Annotated in this window: 20 protein-coding genes and 2 pseudogenes; 15 read left to right on the top strand and 7 right to left on the bottom strand. The window is 69.7% G+C overall.

Translation table 11 applies throughout. The features are described from left to right. Positions 1–69: 69 nt before the first annotated feature. The 3 genes and pseudogenes from ACZ67T_RS34780 to ACZ67T_RS34770 form a co-directional block, all read right to left on the bottom strand. The gene (locus tag ACZ67T_RS34780; RefSeq protein ID WP_469989570.1) at positions 70–342 is read right to left on the bottom strand and encodes an NEW3 domain-containing protein; all 273 of its coding nucleotides are present in this window, start codon (positions 340–342) and stop codon (positions 70–72) included. Positions 343–369: 27 nt separating this feature from the next. Beyond that, positions 370–2,838, bottom strand: a pseudogene (locus ACZ67T_RS34775) (glycoside hydrolase family 95 protein); the annotation flags it as partial. Positions 2,839–3,058: 220 nt separating this feature from the next. Further along, positions 3,059–3,721 (bottom strand): GntR family transcriptional regulator, encoded by a 663-nt coding sequence (locus ACZ67T_RS34770; protein ID WP_469989465.1) that lies wholly within the window; start codon positions 3,719–3,721, stop codon positions 3,059–3,061. 239 nt (positions 3,722–3,960) lie between these two features. Here ACZ67T_RS34770 and ACZ67T_RS34765 point away from each other — a divergent pair, with 239 nt between their 5' ends. From ACZ67T_RS34765 to ACZ67T_RS34725, 9 genes are all read left to right on the top strand, one after another. After that, entirely contained in the window at positions 3,961–5,049 is a 1,089-nt protein-coding gene (locus ACZ67T_RS34765) for a sugar ABC transporter substrate-binding protein (protein WP_469989463.1), read from the top strand. A 37-nt stretch (positions 5,050–5,086) separates the two neighbouring features. Then, positions 5,087–6,175: a mandelate racemase/muconate lactonizing enzyme family protein gene (locus tag ACZ67T_RS34760; RefSeq protein WP_469989462.1), complete on the top strand. Its 1,089-nt coding sequence runs from the start codon at positions 5,087–5,089 to the stop codon at positions 6,173–6,175. Then, entirely contained in the window at positions 6,172–7,248 is a 1,077-nt protein-coding gene (locus ACZ67T_RS34755) for an ABC transporter permease (RefSeq protein WP_469989461.1), read from the top strand. The genes ACZ67T_RS34760 and ACZ67T_RS34755 overlap by 4 nt, the downstream gene beginning before the upstream one ends. After that, positions 7,245–8,315: an ABC transporter permease gene (locus tag ACZ67T_RS34750; protein WP_469989459.1), complete on the top strand. Its 1,071-nt coding sequence runs from the start codon at positions 7,245–7,247 to the stop codon at positions 8,313–8,315. Before ACZ67T_RS34755 ends, ACZ67T_RS34750 begins: the two co-directional genes overlap by 4 nt. After that, a complete protein-coding gene (locus ACZ67T_RS34745) occupies positions 8,312–9,856 on the top strand; it encodes a sugar ABC transporter ATP-binding protein (protein WP_469989457.1) in 1,545 nt (514 codons plus the stop codon). Before ACZ67T_RS34750 ends, ACZ67T_RS34745 begins: the two co-directional genes overlap by 4 nt. Continuing rightward, entirely contained in the window at positions 9,853–10,176 is a 324-nt protein-coding gene (locus tag ACZ67T_RS34740) for an L-rhamnose mutarotase (RefSeq protein ID WP_469989455.1), read from the top strand. The genes ACZ67T_RS34745 and ACZ67T_RS34740 overlap by 4 nt, the downstream gene beginning before the upstream one ends. A gap of 242 nt (positions 10,177–10,418) precedes the next feature. Next, positions 10,419–11,189, top strand: a complete 771-nt coding sequence (locus ACZ67T_RS34735; RefSeq protein ID WP_469989453.1) for an SDR family NAD(P)-dependent oxidoreductase — start codon at positions 10,419–10,421, stop codon at positions 11,187–11,189. Next, complete coding sequence (locus tag ACZ67T_RS34730) at positions 11,189–12,214, top strand: aldo/keto reductase (RefSeq protein ID WP_469989452.1); 1,026 nt, start codon at positions 11,189–11,191, stop codon at positions 12,212–12,214. Before ACZ67T_RS34735 ends, ACZ67T_RS34730 begins: the two co-directional genes overlap by 1 nt. Then, the gene (locus ACZ67T_RS34725; protein WP_469989450.1) at positions 12,211–13,068 is read left to right on the top strand and encodes an amidohydrolase family protein; all 858 of its coding nucleotides are present in this window, start codon (positions 12,211–12,213) and stop codon (positions 13,066–13,068) included. Before ACZ67T_RS34730 ends, ACZ67T_RS34725 begins: the two co-directional genes overlap by 4 nt. A 30-nt stretch (positions 13,069–13,098) precedes the next feature. Here the strand turns inward: ACZ67T_RS34725 and ACZ67T_RS34720 are convergent, their stop codons facing one another. The 3 genes from ACZ67T_RS34720 to ACZ67T_RS34710 form a co-directional block, all read right to left on the bottom strand. Beyond that, positions 13,099–13,815, bottom strand: a complete 717-nt coding sequence (locus ACZ67T_RS34720; protein WP_469989448.1) for a GntR family transcriptional regulator — start codon at positions 13,813–13,815, stop codon at positions 13,099–13,101. Positions 13,816–14,190: 375 nt separating this feature from the next. Continuing rightward, positions 14,191–14,676, bottom strand: a complete 486-nt coding sequence (locus ACZ67T_RS34715; RefSeq protein WP_469989446.1) for a hypothetical protein — start codon at positions 14,674–14,676, stop codon at positions 14,191–14,193. A gap of 394 nt (positions 14,677–15,070) precedes the next feature. Next, positions 15,071–15,709, bottom strand: coding sequence for a LysE family translocator (locus ACZ67T_RS34710; RefSeq protein WP_469989444.1), 639 nt, complete (start codon positions 15,707–15,709; stop codon positions 15,071–15,073). 279 nt (positions 15,710–15,988) lie between these two features. Here ACZ67T_RS34710 and ACZ67T_RS34705 point away from each other — a divergent pair, with 279 nt between their 5' ends. Further along, positions 15,989–17,104, top strand: coding sequence for a PP2C family protein-serine/threonine phosphatase (locus tag ACZ67T_RS34705; protein WP_469989442.1), 1,116 nt, complete (start codon positions 15,989–15,991; stop codon positions 17,102–17,104). Between the two features lie 178 nt (positions 17,105–17,282). Then, positions 17,283–18,626, top strand: a complete 1,344-nt coding sequence (locus ACZ67T_RS34700) for an MFS transporter (RefSeq protein WP_469989440.1) — start codon at positions 17,283–17,285, stop codon at positions 18,624–18,626. 28 nt (positions 18,627–18,654) lie between these two features. Here ACZ67T_RS34700 and ACZ67T_RS34695 read toward each other — a convergent pair whose 3' ends face one another. Then, complete coding sequence (locus ACZ67T_RS34695; protein ID WP_469989438.1) at positions 18,655–19,272, bottom strand: TetR/AcrR family transcriptional regulator; 618 nt, start codon at positions 19,270–19,272, stop codon at positions 18,655–18,657. A 128-nt stretch (positions 19,273–19,400) separates the two neighbouring features. Between ACZ67T_RS34695 and ACZ67T_RS34690 the strand changes: the two genes are divergently transcribed. The 4 genes and pseudogenes from ACZ67T_RS34690 (at position 19,401) to ACZ67T_RS34675 (ending at position 22,746) form a co-directional block, all read left to right on the top strand. Continuing rightward, on the top strand, positions 19,401–19,772 hold the full coding sequence (locus ACZ67T_RS34690) for a DoxX family protein (RefSeq protein WP_469989436.1): 372 nt from the start codon (positions 19,401–19,403) through the stop codon (positions 19,770–19,772). A 47-nt stretch (positions 19,773–19,819) separates the two neighbouring features. Continuing rightward, complete coding sequence (locus ACZ67T_RS34685; RefSeq protein WP_469989434.1) at positions 19,820–20,848, top strand: LLM class flavin-dependent oxidoreductase; 1,029 nt, start codon at positions 19,820–19,822, stop codon at positions 20,846–20,848. Positions 20,849–20,883: 35 nt separating this feature from the next. After that, complete coding sequence (locus ACZ67T_RS34680) at positions 20,884–21,015, top strand: hypothetical protein (protein ID WP_469989433.1); 132 nt, start codon at positions 20,884–20,886, stop codon at positions 21,013–21,015. Between the two features lie 77 nt (positions 21,016–21,092). After that, positions 21,093–22,746: pseudogene (locus ACZ67T_RS34675) on the top strand (IS1182 family transposase). Positions 22,747–22,902: the final 156 nt, after the last annotated feature.

Genomic DNA, 22,902 nt, shown 5'->3' with positions numbered 1-22,902 from the left:
GGCTGCCCGCGCGTGAGTCGTTCGCCCGGCCCCGCCCGGCCGCGGCTGACCGGGCGCGGGGCTGAGCCGCTATGTCTCGATGCGCGCGGTCGTCCGCAGCTGCCATGCGTCCGTGCGCACCGCACCGCTGATCGAATGGAACCCTTCGGCGGCGTCCGCGGGGACGGTGACGACGAAGTCGGCTGTGGCCGATGCGCCCGGCCGCGTCGGCCGCAGGCGCACACCGCCGGGCTCGACCGTCCAGCCCTCGGGTACGTCGAGAGTCGCGGTGGCGGCCGGCACCGTGGTCTTGTCCGCCGCGGTGACCGTGATCGAGAGCGGCACCCGGTCGCCGGGCCGCACCACCGTGTCGGCGCCGCCGAGGGTCACTCGGGTCTGGGGAACGATGCGGTACGTCTCTCCCGCGGTCGTCGGGACCGTCACCAGGTCGTCGTGGGAGGAGCAGCCGGCGGGCTTGCCGTCGGCGCGGTACACCCGGACCTTTCCGCGGAACGCCTCGTGGCGCAGCCGGGCCTTGCCGCCCTTCTCCGAAGTCAGCCGGACCTCCGTGGGGTTGCCCGCGCGCCATGTCGTACCGACGGTGAACGCGCCGCGGGCCTTCAGGCCGTCCACGCTGCCGTCCTTCCAGCCGGCGGGCAGGGCGGGCAGCACGTCGATCGTGCCGAGCTGGCTCTGCAGCAGCATCTCGGCGATGCCCGCGGTGGCGCCGAAGTTGCCGTCGATCTGGAACGGCGGGTAGGAGTCCCACAGGTTGGCCAGCGTGCTCGACGTCAGCTGTTTGGCCAGCAGCTTGTGCGCGTGGTCGCCGTCGAGGAGCCGGGCCCAGAGGCTGATCTTCCACGCGGCGCTCCACCCGGCGGCGTCGTCGCTGCGGGCGTTCATCGACACCACGGCGGCGTCGGCGAGGGCGGGCGTGGCACGCGGCGATATCTGGTTGCCGGGATAGACGGCGAACAGGTGCGAGGTGTGCCGGTGGTGGTCCTTCGGGTCGTCGAGGTCCTTCTTCCACTCCTGCAGCTGACCCCAGGAGCCGACCCGCAGCCCCGGATCCAGATCGGCGAGCACCTTTCTCGCCCGGACGGCGAAGCCGGTGTCACCGATCTTGCCCGCGGCCTCGGCGGTGTCGGTGAACAGACACCAGAGAAGCTGCTGGGACATCGAGGCGCCGGCGGTCGACGATCCGTGCTCGGGGGAGTAGCTGGGCGTGGCGACCAGCTTGCCGTCGGACGGGTCGGTGCGCAGGTTCTCGATCCAGAACTGTGCTGTCTCCTTCATCACCGGATACGCCTTCTCGGCGAGGTACTTCTCGTCGAGGGTGAAGCGGTAGCGGTCGTAGAGCTGGTCGGCCAGCCAGGCGCCCGACTCCGGGAAGAAGTACGCCGGGTGGTCCCAGGCGCCGGTGTGCCCGTAGATGTTGGAGGCGTGGTGGGCGACCCAGCCCTGATCGACCCCGTACATCTGCTGCGCCGTGACGCGTCCGGGCTCGCGCAGGCTGTCGACGTACTCGGTGAACGGCTCGGCCGTCTCGGCGAGATTGGTGACGTCGGCCGGCCAGTAGTTCATCTGCAGGTTGATGTTCAGGTGGTAGTCCGACTGCCAGGGCGGTGCGTCCATGTCGTTCCACACGCCCTGCAGGTTCGCCGGCAGTGAGCCCGGCCGGGAGGAAGCGACGAGCAGATACCGGCCGTACTGGAAGAACAGCTCCTCCAGCGCCCGGTCCGCTGCCCGGTCCGCGGACGACGACCCGTCGCCGTACCGGTTCAGCAGCTCGTCGGTCGGAATGTCGGGCAGCTCGCCGCCGAGATCGAGCGTGACGCGGTCGAACAGCTCGGCGTAGTCCGATTCGTGGTCGCGCAGGAGGGCGGGATAGCCCTTGGCTGCCGCTCGGTCGACCGCGGCGGTCAGCCGGGCGTGCGGGTTCTCGCCCCGGTAGTCGGGGTAGTGGGCGGCGTAGTCGGTGCCGGCCACGAGGACCAGCGTGACCGAGTCGGCGTCCTGCACGCTCACCGTGCCGTCCGCGCCGTCGGTGCGCGATCCGCCGTCGTTGAGGACGCGCACCTGGGTCTCGTAGCCGAGACCGTTGCTGTCGAGCGCGCCCTTGACGGTGATCCGTCCGCCATCGGCCGTGGCAGCGGTGGTCCGGTTCGCGGGGACGCCGATCCTCGCCGTGAGGTGCACCTGGCCGGGCCGGTCGGCGCTGATGCGGGCGACGACGACTCCGTCCACCGCGGTGGCGAAGTACTCGCGCTCGTACCGCACTTCACCGGACTCGTAGGACACCCCCGCCACTCCCCGGCCGATGTCCAGGTGGCGCCGGTAGCCGGTGACCGGTTCAGGGCTGTCCGGGAAGGTGAGACGCAGATCGCCGAAGCTCTGGTAGGCGCCGAAGCGCCGGTACCGGGGCGAGTCCGACGGCATGCCGAGCTTGTCCCGTACGTACTCGGGCGTCACCTGGCCCTCGTCCCAGATCTTCTGCCGGACCTCCTCCAGCGCGCCCGGGCGCGGCTGTGCCCAGTTGCCGAAGTTGTAGTCGGACACCCCCGGCCCGCCGGTCCACAGGGTCTTCTCGTTGAACTGCAGGCGTTCCGCCCCGACCCCGCCGAACACCGACGCGCCCATGGCCCCGTTGCCGATCGGCAACGCCCTGCTCTCCCAGCCGCTGTGGGTGTCCGGGGCGGGTTCGTCGTACCACAGGACGGAGCGGGAGCCTTCGGCGGACGTGTTGTCACGGGCAGCCACCGTCGTCCTCCGCGGCGAGGCGTGGGCCGCTGCCAGGGGCAAGGTGTGCGCTGCCCCCAATGCCAGCAGGCTCAATCTGATGACGGCACGTCTCTCCATCTGGCGACTCCGCTCTCTTCAGCCACACCCATTGAATTTCGTATATGAAAGGGCGCTGAGGGTGGCCCGTCAAGACATCTGACCGGAGAAACGGCGCCATGAAATGGGGTGAATGGTGGGATTTTCGAGGAATGCCGAGCCAAGATCGTATCTGATTCCAACAGCCTTACGGGCGCTGCCACTTGGGCCCCACCAGGGCGTACGGTCCGTGCCCGGCCGCTCACTCCTCCCCGGCGTACCGGCTGAGCTGGCGTTCGAGGCTCAGCTCCAAGTGCTCCCGCATCGCCGCCGATGCGCGCTCGGGGCTGCGCCGAGCGACCGCACGCATGATCCCGCTGTGTTCAAGCGCCGTCGCCGGGCCGCCTCCCGTGACCGCTCCGAGGCGGAACAGATGCAGATGTACGTGCAGCCGTTGCACCGCCGCGCCGAGCAGCGACCGCCGTGAAGCGGTGGCGAGCACATCGTGGAACTGCTGGTCAACGGCCATGAAACCGGCGTAGAAGCGGTAGCCGTGCCCCAGGCCGGGCAGCCCCTGCATCTCGTCGGCCAGGGCCTCCAGCCGGTCGAGTTCGACCTCGTCGATGTGTTCGGCCGCAAGAGCGGCGGCCCGAGGCTCCAACAGCAGCCGCATCTCGAAGAGTTCCTCCACGTCCTGCCTGGTCAGGAGCTCGGTGGCGCGGTAGCCCGAGAGGGACCGCTTCACGACCAGGCCCTCGGCCTCGAGCCGGGCCAGGGCTTCACGGACGGGGGTGGGAGACACGCTCAGGGACCGTGCCAGTGCCTCGATGCCCAAGCGCGCACCCGGCTGGATCACATGGTCCATCAGCATCGTCTTGACCGACTCGTGCACGCTGTCCGCCAGTGCCTCGCGCTTCGGGGGCATCGCTCTGCTTCCTTCCCGGTTGCCGTGCTCGGAAATCCTATGTGATCAAGCGGTGAGGTGATGCGGTAGAGGGCCTCGCCGCCGCCTCGGCGGTCCCGCTAAAAGCCTGCAACAAGGCGGCGCATCCCTGGTTCTGAGTCTGCGAAGGCAGTCCGTGCAGCAGTCTTGACACGGTATCGGCCCCTCGTGCAGCCTGCGCGATGCAACCAAATCCTATCTGATTCGACTGGAGCGGGATCATGATTCGTCCTGGAGCCGCACTGTCCGCCGCCGTCACCCTGGTCCTGCTCTGCACCGCCACCGCGGCATGCACCGTGAAGTCCTCGGACGACTCCACGAAGACCGACACCGCCGCCACGAAGCCCGGCAGCGGAAAGGCCGAGCTCACTGACGGCTCCGGGGTCAAGGTCGCGCTGGTGCCCGGCGGTGCCCACCCCTACTTCCAGCCCTGGAAGCAGGCCGGCGCCGACGCCAAGAAGAGCCTCGGACTCGGCGACGTCACGTTCGACGAGACCTCCGAGTGGGATCAGCAGAAGCAGAACAACCTGGTCTCGACGCTCGCCGCCCGCGGCTACAACGCCTTCGGCGTCTTCGGCGTCTCCCCGACCGATATCAACACCACCTTCGCCGACCTCAAGTCCCAGGGCTTTGCGGTGGCTTCGCTCGCCTCCTGCCCGGCCGGAGACAAGAACGAGGCCGACTTCTGCCTGTCCACGGACGTCGAGCTTGCCGCGTACAAGGCCACGAAGGCCGCGATCGACGCGATGGGCGGCAAGGGCACCCTCGTCCACCTGACGGGGAACAACGTCGACGCCAACACCCAACGGCGGATCAGGGGCGTCAAGAAGGCGGTCAAGGAGACCGGCGGCAAGGTCAAGCTGCTGCAGACCGTCACGGACATCGACAAGGACCTCCAGACGGCGCAGAAGGCCGTCTCCGATCTCCTCGCCGCCAAGGGCGACCAGATCCAGGGCATCGTCTCGACCGCCTACAACCCGGCGGTCGCCGCGGCCGAGGCGGTCCGCGAGACCGGCTCCAAGGCCAAGGTCGTTGCCATCGACGACGACGCCAAGATCCTCAGCTCGATCAGGAACGGCTCCACCAGCGCCACCGTCGTGCAGAACCCCGTCGGCCAGGCGGAGATCGGCGCCTGGGCCCTCGCACTGCTGCAGACCAAGCAGTGCACGATGGCCGACCCCGGACAGATCGTCGACTCCGGATCCTTCGTGGTCACCAAGAAGAACCTCGGCGACTACGACAGCGCGCGCAAGGCCAAGACCGCAGCGCTGAAGAAGCAGTTCGCCGACACGTTCCTCTCCTGCAAGTGAGCGCCCTGCCACGGACCACGGAAGGTCGTCACACACCATGAGCATCATCATCAACGCCACCGCCCTGCTGGCCGACATCGCGGTGGAGACCGACCGCATCGACGCGGTGCAGTCGTTCGTCAAGCAGGAGACGATCCTCGTCCGCCTCCACACCGCGGACGGCCTGGAGAGCACCGGATACGCCTACACGATCGGCACCGGCGGAACCTCCGTCCTGGCGCTGCTCCGCGACCACCTGCTGCCGCGCCTCGAAGGCAAGGACGCACGCAACGTCGAAGGGCTCTGGCAGGAGTTGTTCGGCCTGACCCGGGCCACGACCACGGGCGCCATCACCTCGCTCGCGCTCGCGGCGATCGACACGGCTCTGTGGGACCTGCGTTGCAAGCGCGCGGGCGAGCCGCTGTGGCGGCTCGCCGGAGGCCACCGGCAACAGGTCCCGATGTACGACACCGAGGGCGGCTGGCTCCACCTGACCACCGAGGAACTGGTCAAGTCGGCGCTCGTGGCCAAAGAGGCACAGTGGGCCGGCGTCAAGATCAAGGTGGGCAAGCCGCACCCCGCCGAGGACGCGGAGCGGCTGCGTGCCGTACGCGAGGCGGTCGGACCGACGCTGCACATCATGACGGACGCCAACCAGTCGCAGTCACTGTCCTCCGCCGTGCAACTGGCCGCCGCCCTCGAACCGTACAACCCGTACTGGCTGGAGGAGCCGCTGCCCGCCGACGACATCAGCGGCCACGCGCGGCTCGCCCGCTCGACCACCATCCCCGTCGCGGTCGGCGAGTCGATGTACGCACCGATGCAGTTCCGCAGCTACCTGGAACAGGGCGCCGCCTCCGTGGTGCAGGTCGACGTCGCCCGCGTCGGCGGCATCACCCCCTGGCTGAAGGTCGCCCACCTGGCGGAGACCTTCAACGTCAAGGTCTGCCCGCACTTCCTGATGGAACTGCACGTCAGCCTCGTCGCCGCCGTCAGCAACGGGGCGTTCGTCGAGTACATCCCGCAACTGCGCGCCGTGACCCGCACCGAGATGACCGTGCGCGACGGACTCGCCGTGGCCCCGGACGAGCCGGGCATCGGAATCGACTGGGACCTGGACGCCATCGAGGACCGGAGGGTGTCGTGAAGACCGCACTCACCGCACCCGACAGCGACACGGAGCACACCGCCGACGGGGCACGCCCCGCACACCGGCTGCCCTTCTGGGTCAACCAGCGGCTGGGGCTGCTCGTGCTCATCGTCGCGCTCGTCGCCCTCTTCGGGACCATGCGCCCGGCGTTCTTCGACGAGCGACTGGTGCTCTTCACCCTGATGCGGGACATCTCGATGCTGACGGTCGCGGCGCTGGCGCAGATGGTCGTGCTCTCCGTCGGACACATGAACCTCGCCGTCGGGCGCATGGCCGCCTTCGGCGCCTTCTTCGCCGGCTTCGGCTACGACCGGCTCGGTCTCACACTCCCGCTGGGACTGCTGCTGTGCCTGGCGGCCGGGGCGGCCATCGGGGCGCTCACCGGCTGGATCATCGCCCGTACCGGGGTGAGTTCGTTCGTCGTGACGCTGGCGATGGACTTCGCCCTGCTCGGCCTCATCTCACTGCTGTACTCGGCCCTCACCGAGAACGCGGCGTTCACCACCCGGCCCGACGGGCTCGCCGAACTGCGCTCGGCCTCGCTCGCCGACGCCTGCGTCGGCCCCGTCTGCGGGTCCCCGGCCGTACCGCAGATCGCCCAGTTCACCGTGCTGGCCCTCGTCGCGCTGGGCTTCCTCTATTCCCGCACCCGGATGGGGCGCGAACTGCTGCTCACCGGCGCGAACCCGGCCGCCGCCGAACTGTCCGGCATCCCCACCGGGCGCCGGATCGTGCTGGCGCACGCACTGTCCGGTCTGCTCGCCGCACTCGCCGGATTCATGGCCGCCGTGGGCACGGGCACGTTCCGAGCTTCCATCGGTGAGGACTTCATGCTCCCCTCGTTCCTCGGCTCGGTCCTCGGCGGGACCCTCCTCACCGGCGGTGTCGTCTCCGTGCTCGGCGCCCTGCTCGGCACCGCCCTGGTCGGAGTGATCCGCAAAGGCCTCGACCTGCTCGGCGTCGGCCTCGAGAGCCTCAACATCTACCTCGGCTGCGTCCTGCTGCTGGCTCTGTCGGCGGACCGGGTGCGCACCGTCCTGTCCTACCGCAAGGTGGTGCGCTCCACATGACCACGCTCCGCGATCTGCGAGCCGCGGCCCCGTCGGCACTGCGGCGCCTGTCCCGCTCCACGACGACGACCCTGCTGTGCGTCGTCCTCGCGGGCTACGTGGCCCTCGGGATCTCCTCGTCAGGCTCGTTCTTCGAAGGCTCCTCGCTGCGCACGTTCCTCCAGTACCTCGCCACACCCATCCTCATCGGGCTGGCACAGATGGTGGCCCTGTGCGTCGGACAGCTCAACCTCGCCGTCGGCGCCCTCGGCGGGTTCACCGCCTGCCTGATGGGTGTGCTGATGGCGGACAGCGATGTGCCCGCGGGCCTCGCCGTGCCGATCGGCGTCCTCACCGCCACCGCGATCGGCCTCATGACGGGCGTGTTCATCGTCGCCACCCGCATCAACGGCTTCATCGTGACGCTCGGCACCATGACGATCCTGCTCGGCGCCCAGTACCGGCTGTCCGGTACGCGCACCATCGACGGGTACTCGAAGACCCTGCGCGACCTCGGACGCGCCGCACCGCTGAACATCCCGCTCGTGTTCCTCACCGCGCTCGCCGCGGCCGCCGTCCTCGGCGCGTTCATGTACCGGACCGTGGCCGGCCGCCGACTGCTGGCCGCCGGTGGCAACCCGCTCGCGGCCCGCCTGTCCGGCATCTCCACGGACCGCCAGATCGTGCTCGCCCACACCCTGTCGGGCCTGCTCGTGGGCATCGCCGCGCTGACCGCCACCGCCTCGCTGCCGGGCGTCAACCGCAGCGTCGGCGGCGACTGGCTGCTGCCCAGCTTCGCGGCCCCCATCATCGGCGGCGTCGCGCTGACCGGCGGCTCCGTCGCCGTCCTCGGCACGGTGCTCGCCGCCTTCCTCATGCGGCTCATCGACACCGCGCGCGCCCAGTTCTCGCTCGACCCGAGCTGGGTCAACTTCCTCATCGGCCTGGTCGTACTCGGCACCGTCGTCGGCGGCCGCATCCACCAGACCCATCTCGACAAGAAGGGCCAGGCGCCCGGAAGGACGCCACCGATGCCACAGGGCGACGCACAGGCGACCGCCGCGTCCGCGACGGGAGGCGCCCGATGAGCGACGTCCTGCTGCAATGCGAAGACATCGTCAAGGTCTTCCCCGGTGTCCGCGCCCTCGACGGGGTGGGACTGAAGCTGACCGCCGGCTCGGTGCACGCCCTGCTCGGCGAGAACGGTGCGGGCAAGTCCACGCTCATCAAGGTGATCACCGGTGTGCACCCGCCGGACGGCGGCAGGCTCACCTGGCGCGGCGAGGAGATCCACCTGCGCTCACCGCTGGACGCCACACGGGCCGGAATCGGCGTCGTCCACCAGGAACGCAATCTGATCCCAGGGTTCTCCGTCGCGGAGAACATCACGCTGCAGGACCCGCCCTCGCGCCGCGGCCTGGTCGACCGGGAGGCCATGACCGCCCCGGCCGAGCGCGCCCTGGCCGAACTCGGCCTGGACCTCGACCCGCACCGCCTCGTGCGGGAACTCTCCGTCGCACAGCAGCAGTTGGTGGAGATCGCCAAAGCGCTCTACACCGACAGCCGGGTGCTCCTGCTCGACGAACCCACCGCCTCCCTCTCCCCGCAAGAGGCCGAGCGCCTCTTCGACGTCGTGCGCAGGCTCACCGCGCGCGGCACGTGCGTCGTCTTCGTCAGCCACAAGCTGGAGGAAGTCTTCGCCGTCTGCGACACCGTCACCGTGCTGCGCGACGGGAACTCCGTGCTCGAATCGGCATCCCTCGCCGACCACACCCAGGACGACGTGGTCAGCCTCATGGTCGGCCGCGCGCACACCGCGAAGGACATGACCCCGCGCACCGTCGACGCCTCCGCAGCCCCGGCGCTCGCCCTCACCTCCGTCGCCACCGCCGCCGGCCACGAGGACGTCTCCCTGGAGGTCCGCCCAGGGGAGATCGTCGGCCTGTACGGGCTGGTCGGAGCGGGCCGCAGCGAACTGGTCAAGGCCGTACTCGGACTCGACCGCGTCACCGCCGGTGAGATCCGTGTGTACGGCAAAGCCGCGAAGATCCGCTCCCCCCGCGAAGCCCTCCACGAATACGGCATCGGCTACCTGACCGAGAACCGCAAGGAGGAAGGCGTCTTCCTTGAGCAGCCCATCGTCCGGAACATCACGGTCACGGTCTGGAAGAAGCTCGCCCGAGCCCTCGGACACGTCTCGTCCCGCCAGGAGAAAGAGGTCGCCGAGGACCTCGTCACCCGCCTCGGAATCCGCGTCTCCGGACTCGCGCAGAACGCCGGTGAACTGTCCGGCGGCAACCAGCAGAAGGTGAGCCTCGCCAAGTGGCTGGCCGCGGACACCCGGCTGCTGATCGTCGACGAGCCGACCGTCGGCGTGGACGTGCGCACCAAGCACGCCTTCCACGAACTGATCTGGGACCTGGCCCGCCAAGGGCTGCCCATCCTGCTGATCAGCAGCGACCTGGCCGAAATCATCACTCTCGCCGACCGGGTCGTCGTCATGGCCGATCACCGCATCCGCGGCGAAGTGGACAACGACCACGACTACGACCGCATGAGCGGGAAGATCATCCGCATCATCCACGATCGCGCGGCCCCGGCCGTACCGGCGACGGGCGGCACCGCATGAAACGCATCGCTCAGGTCATCCGCGTCCGCCCCGAGAAGCTGGACGAGTACCGCGAACTGCACCGCAAGGTGCCCGAGCCCGTCCTCGAACAACTGCGACGGTGCCACATCTCCAACTACTCGATCCACCTGCTCGGGGACCGGCTGTTCAGCTACTTCGAGTACCTCGGCGACGACTTGGCGGCGGACGTCGCCCTCATGGCCGCCGACCCGGCCACTCAGGACTGGTGGAAGCTGACCGACCCCTGCCAGCAGCCCGTCGACGAAGCAGCGTCCGGCGAGTGGTGGGCCTCCATGGAACAGGTCTTCCTCATGGAATAGCCGCGCGGACACCGCCCGGACGCCGCGCGGCCACTCCCCACCAGTCAACCGCCCCGCGGTGCCCGAGCGCCGCGACCGCAAGTCGTCGCGAGCAGGCACTGCACGGCCCACGCAGCCGACTCCTCGCCGGACGTGCACGCCGCGTCGACCGCCGCCCACCGCTACCCGCACGGCACCTTCTGGTACCCGCTCGGCACCTTCTGGGCCGCCGACCTCGCTGAACAGGAGAAGAGGACGAACCGATGAGTGAACTGTCCGGGCTCAGAGCCCTGGTGACCGGTGGCGCCTCCGGCATCGGAAGGGCCACCGCCGACCTCCTGGCCGCACGCGGCGCAGACGTCGCCGTACTCGACCTCGACACATCGACAGTGGACAAGCCCCTGCGCGCCTACACCGCGGATGTCTCCGACGACGCCTCCGTACGCTCCGCCGTCGACGGCGCCGCCGCCGACCTCGGCGGCATCGACATCCTGGTCAACAACGCCGGCATCGGCGCCGTGGGCACGGTCGAGGACAACGACGACACCCAGTGGCACCGGGTCCTCGACGTGAACGTCCTCGGCATCGTTCGCACCACCCGCGCTGCCCTGCCCCACCTGCGCGCCGCCGCCACCGCCCGTCCGAGCACCGCCGTCGTCGTCAACACCTGCTCGATCGCGGCGACGGCCGGCCTGCCGCAACGCGCCCTGTACAGCGCCAGCAAAGGCGCGGTCCTGTCGCTGACGCTGGCCATGGCCGCCGACCACATCCGAGAAGGCATACGCGTCAACTGTGTGAACCCCGGCACCGCGGACACCCCTTGGGTGGGCCGCCTCCTCGACCAGGCGGCCGACCCGGCCGCCGAGCGGGCGGCGCTGGGCGCCCGCCAGCCCATGGGCCGCCTGGTGACCGCAGACGAGGCCGCCGCGGCCATCGTGTACCTGGCAAGCCCCGCCGCCGCGTCCGTCACAGGCACCGCACTCGCGGTGGACGGCGGGATGCAGGGCCTCAGGCTGCGTCCGGAGGCACAGTGATGCACACGGACGAACCCGGTACCGACCCGGTGCTGCCGAGCCGCACCCTCGGCCGCAGCAGCGTCCCCGTCACCGCCCTCGCATTCGGCACCGCCGCCATCGGCGGCCTGTACGAAGCCGTCGACGAGGACGAGGCATCCGCAGCCGTGGAAGCGGCCTGGGATGAAGGGATCCGCTACTACGACACCGCACCGCACTACGGCCTCGGCCTTGCGGAACGCCGACTCGGCGCGGCCCTGCGGGACAGGCCCAGGGAGAGCTTCACGGTGTCCACCAAGGTGGGCCGGCTGCTCGTGCCGTCCGACGCCGGCGGCGACGACCGGGACAACGGGTTCGCCGTACCCGCCACCCATCGGCGGCGGTGGGACTTCAGCGCCGACGGCGTCCGCCGGTCACTGGAGGACAGCCTCACCCGCCTCGGCCTCGACCGCGTGGACCTCGTCCTCCTGCACGACCCCGACGGCCACGAGGAGCAGGCGTTCCGCGAGGCGTATCCGGCGCTGGAGAAGCTGCGGTCGCAGGGAGTCGTCCGCGCCATCGGCGCGGGCATGAACCAGACCCGGATGCTGACACGGTTCGTGACGGACACGGACGTCGACGCCGTGCTGTGCGCCGGGCGCTACACCCTGCTGGAACGCAACGCCCTGGACGACCTGCTCCCCGCCGCGGCCGCGGCCGGCACCAGCGTGGTCATCGGAGGCGTGTTCAACTCCGGGCTCCTGGCCGACCCCAGGCCGGGAGCCACATACGACTACGCCGAGGCGTCCGCGCCGGTGCTGCAACGGGCCGTGCGGATGCGCGACACCACCCACTCCCACGGCGTGCCGCTGCGTGCCGCCGCGCTTCAGTTCCCCTTCGGGCACGAGGCGGTCGCCTCGGTCCTCGTCGGGCCGCGATCGGCAGCCCAAGTCCGCGACGCCGCCGCACAGTTCCACCGAGCCGTCCCCGACACCGTGTGGGAGGCTCTGCGCGCCCAGGACCTGTTGCCCGAAGGCGCACCCGTACCCGGAAGGAGACTGCCATGACCGTCATCGACGCCCACCACCACCTGTGGGACCTCGCCCTACGCGACCAGGACTGGATCACCGGCCCCGAACTCGCCCCGCTGCGCCGCAACTTCCTCCTCGACGACCTGGAGACCGAGACACGCAAGGCCGGCGTGGCCGCCACGGTGCTCGTCCAGACAGTCACCGTGCCCGAGGAGACACCCGAGTTCCTGAACCTCGCCGCGGACAGCGACCTGATCGGCGCGGTCGTCGGCTGGACCGACCTGACCTCGCCCGGCGCCGCCGCCGAACTCGCCCGGCTGCGCGCACTGCCCGGCGGCACGTACCTGCGCGGCATCCGCCACCAGGTCCAGGGCGAACCGGACCCCGACTGGCTGACCCGCCCGGAGGTGCTGCGCGGGCTGAGAGCCGTCGCCGAGGCCGGCCTCGTCTACGACCTGATCGTGCTCCCGCATCAGCTGCCGGCGGCGGTACGGGCAGCGGCCGCCGTCCCCGGTCTCACGTTCGTCCTCGACCATCTGGGCAAGCCACCGATCTCATCGGGGGAGCGCGAGCCGTGGTCCGGGCAGGTACGCGAGCTGGCCGCCCTGCCCAACACGGTGTGCAAACTCTCCGGCATGGTGACCGAGGCCGACTGGCAGTCGTGGACGACCGACGACCTGCGGCCCTATGCCGACACCGTGATCGAGGCCTTCGGCCCGCACCGGCTGATGTTCGGCTCCGACTGGCCCGTGAGCACCCTCGCCGCGAGCTACGGCGACGTGGTGGCCGCCACCCGGGAGCTCACTGCCGCGCTGACTGCGGCCGAACAGAAAGAGGTGTTCGGCGGCACGGCCCAGAGGGTGTACCGGGTGTCCGGCTCACCTGCCTGATGCCCCGTCCTGGTGCGCCGGCTCGACAGGTCACTCCTCGGCGAACCGGTGGAGCTGGCGCTCCAGGCTGCGGTTGAGATGATCCGCCATCGTCTCGGCGGCACGCTCGGGCTTGCGCCGCAGAATCGCGCGCATCACCCGTTCGTGCTCCAGCAGGGTCGGGTCGCCGCTGTCCGTGAGCTTGCTGAGCCGGAAGAGATGCAGATGGGCGTGGAGCCGCTCCACCGCGTCCGCGAGCAGGGTCCGGTGGGTCGCCTCCGCGACGGCGTCGTGGAAGTGCTGGTCCAGAGCGGCGAAATCGCGGTAGTCCGCGTATGGGCCCGAGGGGCCGGGATGGGCCCGCATGTCCTCCAGGATCGCCTCCATGGCGTCGAGTTGGGCCTCGGTGGCGTGCAGGGCGGCGAGCGCGGCGGCCCGTGGCTCCAGGAGCAGCCGCATCTCGAACAGCTCCGCCACTCCCTCCTGGCTCAGCAGCTCGGTCGCCCGGTATCCGGACAGGGAGCGTTTGACGACGAGTCCGTCGGACTCCAGCCGCGCCAGCGCCTCGCGGACGGGCGTCGGGGAGACATCAAGAATGCGCGAGAGCGCCTCGATGCCGACGCGTGAGCCAGGAGCGATCTCATGGTCCATGATCATGGCCTTGATGCCCTCATAGACACTGTCGGACAGCGCCTGGCGGACCGGTGGCGCGGACGGCGCATCCGCTGCGGTTCCGTCTTCGGGCACGGAGGGTTCATGTGCCGCCATCCAGATCCTCTCCTCCGCGCCGGACTCTCGGCCGCGAGCATTTTAGCTCGTTGTCTGCCTGAAGAGATCGATGTTCCCTGGTCGCTCACCTGCGCATTTACCAGACATGGAGGTCACTCCGGCCTGATCACGAGTTCCGACCAGGGGCACACCTCTCAGGCCAAGGCCGGGCCTTCCCCTGAGAGGTGGACCGCTGATGCTGGATCTGACCGGCCCCGTTCATCGGCAGGGACTCCAGGCAGCTGCCGTGGAGCAGAGGATCACTACGCCGGTGGACCGTTGTCGGCCAGGATGTCGAGAAGGCTCATCGCCGCCCGGTCCTCGACGCGGGAGCTGATGCCCAGGGCTGTGACAGCACCCTCCGGGCCGCAGAACTTACGATCCAGAGCGCAACCCCAGAGCACTGTGCTCCACCACGCCTGAGGGAAGATCAGTCTTCCCGGAAGCCCTGGCAGTCAACTCGACAAGGCCTGCCCGGAGTTCGGCGGCAGGCTCACCAAGGACGATCGCGCTGATAAGCAGCTCCATCATCAGGCACTCGTACTCGTCGCCCCTGCTTCGATAGCGCTCCCCATCGCCCTCCACCACAGCAGAGGCGATCCTCCTCCCGCGATCAGCCGCGGCGGCAAAGGACACCTCGTAGACACCGCGACCGGTCCAACTCCGGTGCATGAAAAGAACATCGCCTTCAACGAAGACGTTCCACTTCTCATCCATGTCCCGAGCTCGATATCCGAGCTGAATCCGCTCCCATTCCTCGTCAGTCCAGACACGGTCCGGCAACTGAGACACCTGCCGGGGCGTGCAGATCGAGTGGAGGCGCCGGAACGACTCTCGGGTGAGCGGAGCATCGGTAGTCATGCCGAGATCCTATGGAAGCACCACTCCGACAGGGCAACGAATTACTGCCCAGAACGGGCAACCTGGTCAGAGAGCGGGTGCTGCGCAACGAGTCGCGCCAGGCGCGTCGTCGTGATGTACGTGGCGAGCGAGCGCGATGGAAACCCGCGCACCTACTTCCCTGTCCTCCGCCGCGTCGACGCCGACCAGCGCGCAACGTGCCTCGCAAGCCGCCCCCCACTCAGCGATGCCAGCGAGCGAGATCGGGCAGGCTGCCCACCTCTCGGGCGGCCGACGGGGCTTGGCGGCATTCGCCCCGACCCGGTGGCGGGCCGGGAGCGCAGCTCCATCTCTCCGCCATCCTGATCCGGGCCCGGCGCTGAGCACCGGCTCTGTGCCGTAGCAGGCGTGGTGTTCAGTCGCTGAGGGCGAGCCGGATACCGAACGCGGCGATGACGGTCCCTGTGACCCGGTCGAGCAAGCGACGGGCCTGAGGCTTTCGCAACCAGCCGTGCAGCACGCGGGCACATCCGATGAGGACGGCCGACCACAACAGACCGAGGAGGATGTGCACCGTGGTGAGCGACAGACCCATGGCGAAGTGGTTTGCGCCGGCCGGGATGAACTGGGGCAGGACGGCGACGTAAAAGGCGCCCATCTTCGGGTTGAGGAGGTTGGTGAGCGTCCCCTGCCGCCAGCCGCCTCCGACCGAGTCCTTCCCGGTGAGCAGGTCGGAGTGGCTGACGTCGCCCGTGGGCAGGCCCCGGAAGGTGTCCCGCAGCATGCGGACGCCCATCCAGACGAGATACGCGGCGCCGACCCAGCGCAAGGTCACGTAGGCGAGGTGCGAGGCCGTGAGGAGCGCGGTCACTCCCAGAGAGGTGAGCGCACCCCACAGAAGGGTGCCGGACTGGATTCCGAGGACGACGCCCCAGGCTCTCCTGCGTCGGCCGAGCGCCGAGGTGCGCAGGATCAGAGCGGTGTCGAGACCGGGAGTCAGAGTGAGAAGCCCTACAACCAGGGCGAAGGACCACAGCGAGGTACTTATTGCCATGGAAGGCCAGCCTACGACACCGCCCAACTGCCCTGCGCACACACCCCATGGCCCGTGCACGCGGTCCGGCCCATGGTTGAAGAGACAGCCCCCGGGTGACCCGAACCCTTATCCGGTGCAGGCCGGGTCCTTCGAGCGCGTGGTGGCTGACGTCATCGCCGATGGCGAGGACCTCAGGTGCGTGTGCATGTCAGCCTGGCCCCGCACAGCGACCGGCACGTGATCGCGCCGTCCGTGTCCGCTGATGCGAGCGGGGCGGGCGCGGTGTAAAGAGGAGTCATGGCGCAGCGATCTGCAGGCTTTCGCCGGCCGGAGCATGCGAGCCGGGCGCTGGTCGCCATCCCGGTCGCGTGGATCATTGCGGTGTCCGTGATCGACATACTCGCGCCGCCCGACATCCATCTGGGGCCCCTGCTCGTCGCAGCCCCGGCGATCACCCCGTCGTTCGGCGGTCCCCGGACGGTGGGACTGGTGGCGGCGCTGGCGGTGGTCGCGCAGACGGTCATCGGGCTGCTGCGCGATTCCGACGCGTTGCTCTCGTCCAACCACCAGGCGCAGATCGTCGCCCTGATCGTGGTGGGAATCTGCCTCGTGATCTTCTGTGTGGTGCGGGACCGCCGGGCGAAAGAGCTGATGCAGGTGCGGTACGTGTCCGAGACCGCGCAGCGTGTGGTCCTGCCTTCACTGCCCCGGCACCTCGGACCGCTGCGGTCCGCCTCCCTCTATCTGGCCGCGGAGGCCGAGGCCCAGATCGGCGGGGATCTGTTCGCGGCGGCACGTACCACTTCCGGTACGCGGCTGATGATCGGCGACGTGCGGGGGAAGGGGCTGACCGCGGTCAATGACGCAGCCCTGCTGCTCGGAGCGTTCCGCGGAGCGGCCCACCGCCAGGCGAGCCTGGGTGAGCTGGTGTCCTACCTCGACCGGAGCGTGTGCTGGGACCTGATGGAGCCGGACGAGACGAGCCGCTACGGAGAAACCTTCATCACCGCGACCATCCTGGACATTCCCGATCGCGGTGGCCGGGTCCAGATGATCTCCTGCGGTCACCCGCCGCCGATCGTCCTTCGTGACGGCCGGCCGACGACCATGGAAGCCCGCCGTCCCGCACCTCCCTTGGGCCTCGGCGAACTGTCGCATCCGCGCTATCACGTCGACGGCTTCCCGTTCGAGCCGGGAGATCTTCTGCTGCTGTACACGGACGGCGTCACCGAGGCCCGTGACTCCATCGGCACCTTCTACCCGCTCGCCGAGCGCATCACCGGCTGGGGCGAGAAGAGCCCCGAGTCCTTCCTCGACCGCCTCCGCCGTGACCTGCTGCACTACGTCGGCGGACGCCTGGACGACGACGCCGCCATGATCGCCATAGCGCGCCCTGTCGAGCCCCACGCCTGACCACTCGGTGCCGTCGGCTCACGGCCGCACGCTTGGGCCGCGTCCTGCGTTTCTGCGAGGAGCGGGACCTGCGCGTGCCGGGCACCCTGTGCGCGTTCTTGACATGTCCCGATCCAAGGAGCACCCTCACGGCAGCCTCCCCCCAAGCTGGCCCGTCCGCCGAAGACAGGGGATACCCGTGGGCACGAGCACCGGACAACCGGCCGCCATGCGCAGCCACCGCAACCGTGCCGTCGTCGCCAGTACGGTGGGCACCGCCATCGAGTGGTACGACTTCTTCCTCTACGGGACGGCGGCGGCGCTCGTCTTCCCGCACCTGTTCTTCCCCGGCCAGTCCGAGTACACCGGCGTCCTCGCCTCCTTCGCGACCCAGTTCGTCGGCTTCGCCGCCCGCCCTGTCGGCGCCGCGATCTTCGGGCACTTCGGCGACCGGGTCGGCCGCAAGTCCACCCTCGTCATCACGCTCGTCCTGATGGGCGTGAGCACGGTCCTCATCGGCTGCCTGCCCACGTACGGGTCGATCGGCCTCGCCGCGCCGATCCTGCTCGTCGTCCTGAGGGTCTTCCAGGGCATCGGCGTCGGTGGCGAATGGGGCGGCTCGGTACTGCTCGCCATGGAGTGGGGGACGAAGAAACGCCGTGGTCTGATGGCCAGTTGGCCGCAGATGGGCGTGCCGCTCGGGCTGCTCGCATCGACCGGAATGGTGCGCTGGATGACCTCGGCGACCGGCGACGGCTTCGAGAGCTGGGGCTGGCGTATCCCCTTCCTGGCGAGCGCCCTCCTCGTCGCCGTCGGGCTCTACGTGCGGCTACGGGTCGTGGAGAGCCCCGACTTCGAGTCGGTCAAGCGCGCGCAGGCCGTGGTCCGCATGCCGGTCTGGGACGTGCTGCGCCACCAGTGGCGCGAGGTCCTCACCTCGGCGTTCGTCCGCCTCTCCGAGCAGGCCCCGTTCTACCTCTTCATCACCTTCGTGCTCACCTACGGGACGCAGCACCTCGAACTCGCGCGCAGCGACCTCCTCGACGACACGCTCGTCGCGGCCGCCGTCGGACTCCTCTCCATCCCCGTCTTCGGCCATCTCTCCGACCGCATCGGCCGCCGCCTCATGTACGGGATCGGGATCGCCTGCGTCGCCGCCTTCGCGTTCCCGTACTTCGCGCTGCTCAACACCGGCTCCACGGGCCTGGTCCTGCTGGCGATCGTGCTGTCGCTGGTCTTCCACGACATGCAGTACGGCCCCCAGGCCGCGCTCATCGCGGAGGGCTTCGGCACCAACGTCCGCTACAGCGGCGCCGGCATCGGCTACCAGCTCGCCTCGGTCATCGCGGGCGGCCCGGCGCCGCTGATCGCCGCCGCGATCCTCGAGGACACCGGATCGAGCATCGGCATCAGCGTCTACATCGTGGGCTGCTGCGTGCTCTCCCTGGTGGCGCTGCTGCTCATACCGCGGCGTACGGACGCCGATCCGCAAATCCGGAAGCCGGAACGGCAGGAAGCGGGGGAGCGGCCGGCCGGAGCGTGATCAACAGCGCCGGCTGATCGCTTCCCGCTCACACGCGGCAGACCCGTTCCACCAGGATGCGCCAGCTGTCGCCGAGCCGGTCCGCGACTGCCGCGCCCGCGAACTCCTCCGGCCGGGGCGCGGACAGATAGAGCATGAAGGGCCCTTCGAGCGCCGCCGTGAGCTGCAGGGCGAGGCTGTCGATGTCGGCGGCGCCGGGGCAGGCAAGTCGTAGCAGCATGCGCAGGTGCATGCCCGTGAGGGTGGCGCCCGCACCCGCGGGCACGGGCCGGTTGCGGTCCAGGGAGGCCCGCACGATCGCCAGGTGGTCGGCGAGGTACGCGGTGCGGGCGCGCCCGTAGGAGATCAGGCGCGGCACCGGCTCGGCGCCGGGACCGAGCGGCGGCGGACCGCTGAGGACCTGCTCCTGGAAGACGTGCTCGTCCTCGTCGAGCAGCGCGTGGAAGATCCCGGCCCGGGTGCCGAAACGGCGGTAGACCGTGCCCTTGCCCAGGCCCGCGCGCTCCGCGAGGCCGTCCATCGTGACCTTCTCCACGCCGATTTCGGCGACCATCGCGCGCGCCGTGTCCAGGAGCTGCGCGCGGTTGCGGGCCGCGTCCGCGCGCTCGGTGCGCGGTCGGCCGAGCGGCACCAAGGGGCTGTTCATGGGCTCCAACCTACTGCCGGAATATAAAACGGGGTGAAGTCCGTTTATGCTTCCGTCCGAGGCGATGGGCCGTACCGCTGCCGATCCCTCCCTCCCACCGGCCGCCCCGAACCGACAGGACCGAACCCATGACCGTCTTTCTGTGGACCCTGCAGATCCTGCTGGCCCTCGTGATGCTCGCCGGCGGCGCCGGCAAGCTCGCCCAGCCGTACGCCAAGACCGCCGAGGCCATGCCGTGGGCGCGAAGCTTCAGTGCCGCCCAGGTCAAGGCCATCGGCGGGGTCGAGGTCCTCGCCGCACTCGGCCTCGTGCTGCCGGGCGCCACCGGCATCGCACCGGTCCTCACCCCGCTCGCCGCGACCGGCACGGCGCTGCTGATGATCGGCGCCGCCCTGACACACGCGCGGGGCAAGGAATGGGCCCACATCGGCCTCAACGCCGTACTCCTCGCCGTCGCGGTGGTCGTCGCCTGGGGCCGGTTCGGCCCCTACGCCTGGTGATCGGCCCGGCATCCGCCTCCCGTCCCCACTCACCCAGGAGACCTCCCATGTCCGAACTCCTCTTCGGCCTCGACACATTCGGCGACGTCCCCCAGGACGACTCCGGCCGCCCGGTCTCGTACGCGCGGGCCATCCGGCACGTCGTCGACGAGGCCGTACTCGCCGACCAGATCGGCGTCGACGCCCTCGCACTCGGCGAACACCACCGCCCCGAGTACGCCATCTCGACCCCGGAGACCGTGCTCGCGGGCATCGCCACCCGCACCGAGCGGATCCGCCTCGGATCCGGCGTCACCGTGCTGAGCTCCGACGACCCGGTCCGGGTCTTCCAGCGGTTCGCGACCCTGGACGCGCTGGCGAACGGCCGGGCCGAAGTGATCCTCGGACGCGGCTCGTTCACCGAGTCCTTCCCCCTGTTCGGATACGACCTCGCCGACTACAACGTGCTGTTCGAGGAGAAGATCGAACTCTTCGCGAAACTCCTCGAGGAGAAGCCCGTCACCTGGAGCGGCACCGTGCGGGCACCGCTGAACGACGCGGACGTCTTCCCCAAGACCGAGTCAGGCCTGACCACATGGGTCGGCGTCGGCGGCTCCCCGCAGTCGGTCGTGCGCACGGCGAAGTACGGATTCCCGCTGATGATCGCCATCATCGGCGGCAACCCCCAGCGGTTCGCGCCCTACATCGACCTCTACCACCGGGCCACCGAGCAGTTCGGCACGACCACGCACCCCGTGGGCATGCACTCGCCGGGGTTCGTCGCCGACACCGACGACGAGGCACGCGCACTGCACTGGCCGCACTACAAGGTGATGCGGGACCGCATCGGCGCGCTGCGCGGCTGGCCACCGATCACCAAGGCCGAGTACGAGAACGAGATCGAGCGCGGCTCCCTGTACATCGGATCGCCCGAGACGGTCGCCCGCAAGATCGCCGGTGCCGTCGGCGCGCTCGGCGTGGGCCGCTTCGACATGATCTACGGCTCCGGCGCGCTGCCCGTCAGCGCCCGGCTGCGCACCGTCGAGCTGTACGGCACGAAGGTGATCCCGATGGTCCGCGACCTGCTCGCCGAGTGAGAGGACCGACCAGAGGACCGACTGAGAGGTACGAGATGAACACGCAGAACGTACGCACCCTCGGCATCCTGGGCGCGGGCAAGGTCGGCACCGTCCTCGCGCGCCTCGCGCTGCGCGCCGGCTACCGGGATTCATTCGCAGTGCTCCGGCCTTCAGGACTCTGCTGAGAAAGGCGTGATTCGGGCAGGGGTCGGTCGTTGGTCCCCCATGGTTGTTGTGGTCGTGGGCGGGAGGGCCGAAAAGGATGTCGCTGGAGCCACGGGCTGGTCAGGGAGTGCCGGAGCTGACGGCCCGGGTGGTGCGGGCCGCGTTCTCGAAGGGGACGCTCGCGGTGCGGATCCGGGAGGCGTTGGGCCCGTTGTTTGATGACGCGGCATTCGCCGGGGCGTTCGCTGCGCGAGGTCGTCCTGCCGTCTCGCCGGGGGCGTTGGCGCTGGTGTCGGTGTTGCAGTACGCGGAAGGGCTGACCGACCGGCAGGCCGCTGCCCAGGTGCGGGCCCGGATGGACTGGAAGTTCCTCTCGGCCTGGAGCTGGACGACCCCGGGTTCGATGCCTCGGTGCTGAGCCTGTTCCGCTCCCGCCTGATCGAACACGGACTGGAACAGACGGCGCTGGAGCTGGTGCTGGAACGCCTGCGCGGGCTGGACCTGCTGAAGGCCGGTGGCCGGCAGCGGACCGATTCCACGCACGTCCTGGCGGCGGTGCGGACGCTGAACCGGATGGAGTTCGTCGGCGAGACACTGCGGGCCGCATTGGAGGCGCTGGCGGCCGCGGCCCCGGCCTGGCTGTCCGGCCTGGTCACAGCCGAGTGGGCCGAGCGCTACGGGCCGCGCGTGGACGACTACCGCTTCCCCAAGGGCGAAGAGGTCCGTGAACAGTGGTCCCAGCAGGTCGGACGGGACGGATTCGTCCTGCTGGAGGCGGTTTACGCCCCCACGGCTCCGGACTGGCTGCGCGAGATCGAGGCAGTACAGGTCCTGCGGGTTTCCTGGATCCAGCAGTACCACGTGACGAGAAGGGGGTGCGTTGGCGGGAGGGAAAGGACCTCCCGCCAGTTCATCACCGGTTGTGCTCGCCCTATTACACCGACGCCCGCTGGGGGATCAAGCGTGGCTCAGGCTGGACCGGCTACAAGGCGCATCTGACCGAGACCTGTGAGCCGGACACGCCCCATGTGATCACGCAGGTGGCCACCACCGACGCGGTGGTGGCCGACACCGAGATGACCGAGCCGGTCCACCAGGCGCTCGCGGAACGGGAGTTGCTGCCCAACGTGCATGTCGTGGATGCCGGCTACACCACCGCCGCCCTGTTCCTGGCCGCGACCGAACAGGGCATGGAACTGCTCGGCCCGGCCCCGCACGACAGCAGCCGCCAGTCCCGAGAGGATCAGGGTTTCTCCCGCGCCGACTTCACCATCGACTGGGAGACCGAGAGCGCCATCTGCCCGGGCGGGCACCGCAGTTTCGAGTGGTGGGAACAGAAACACCACCGCAACGGCACCCCGGTCCTCAAGGTGTTCTTCTCCGCCCAGCACTGCCGCCCCTGCCCGAAGCAGACGTCGTGCACCAAACCCCCGTCCGGCCGCCGGGGCAGAGGCATCACCTTCCTGCCACGAGAACGGCACGAGGCCCTCGAAGCCGTCCGCCAGGCCCAGGAGACCGACGAATGGAAGGACCGTTACGCGATCCGGGCCGGCGTCGAAGGCACGATCTCCCAGGCCGTGCGCGTTACCGGCCTGCGCCGCACCCGCTACCGCAACCTGCCCACGACCCGCCTGGGCCACGTCTTCGCCGCCACCGCACTCAACATCATCCGCATCGACCGATGGCTGACCGGCACCCCACTCGGCGGCACCCGCACCTCGCGCCTCGAAACCCTCATGCTCGCGGCCTGACAGCCCGAATCACGCATTCCTCAGCAGAGTCCTTCAGGCCGGGGGTGAAGCGAATCCTCTGGTTGCGACGCGGAGCGTCGCGGTGGCGTTCCGGCGGAGCCGGACTCTGCTTCGTGACGGTGATGGATCGCTCGTATGTTCCCGGTGACGACGTGG

The sequence above is a fragment of the Streptomyces sp. NPDC107517 genome, assembly GCF_055582645.1.
The sequence above is the reverse complement of the archived record's forward strand: the minus strand, read 5'-3'. Positions and strand labels throughout refer to the sequence as shown.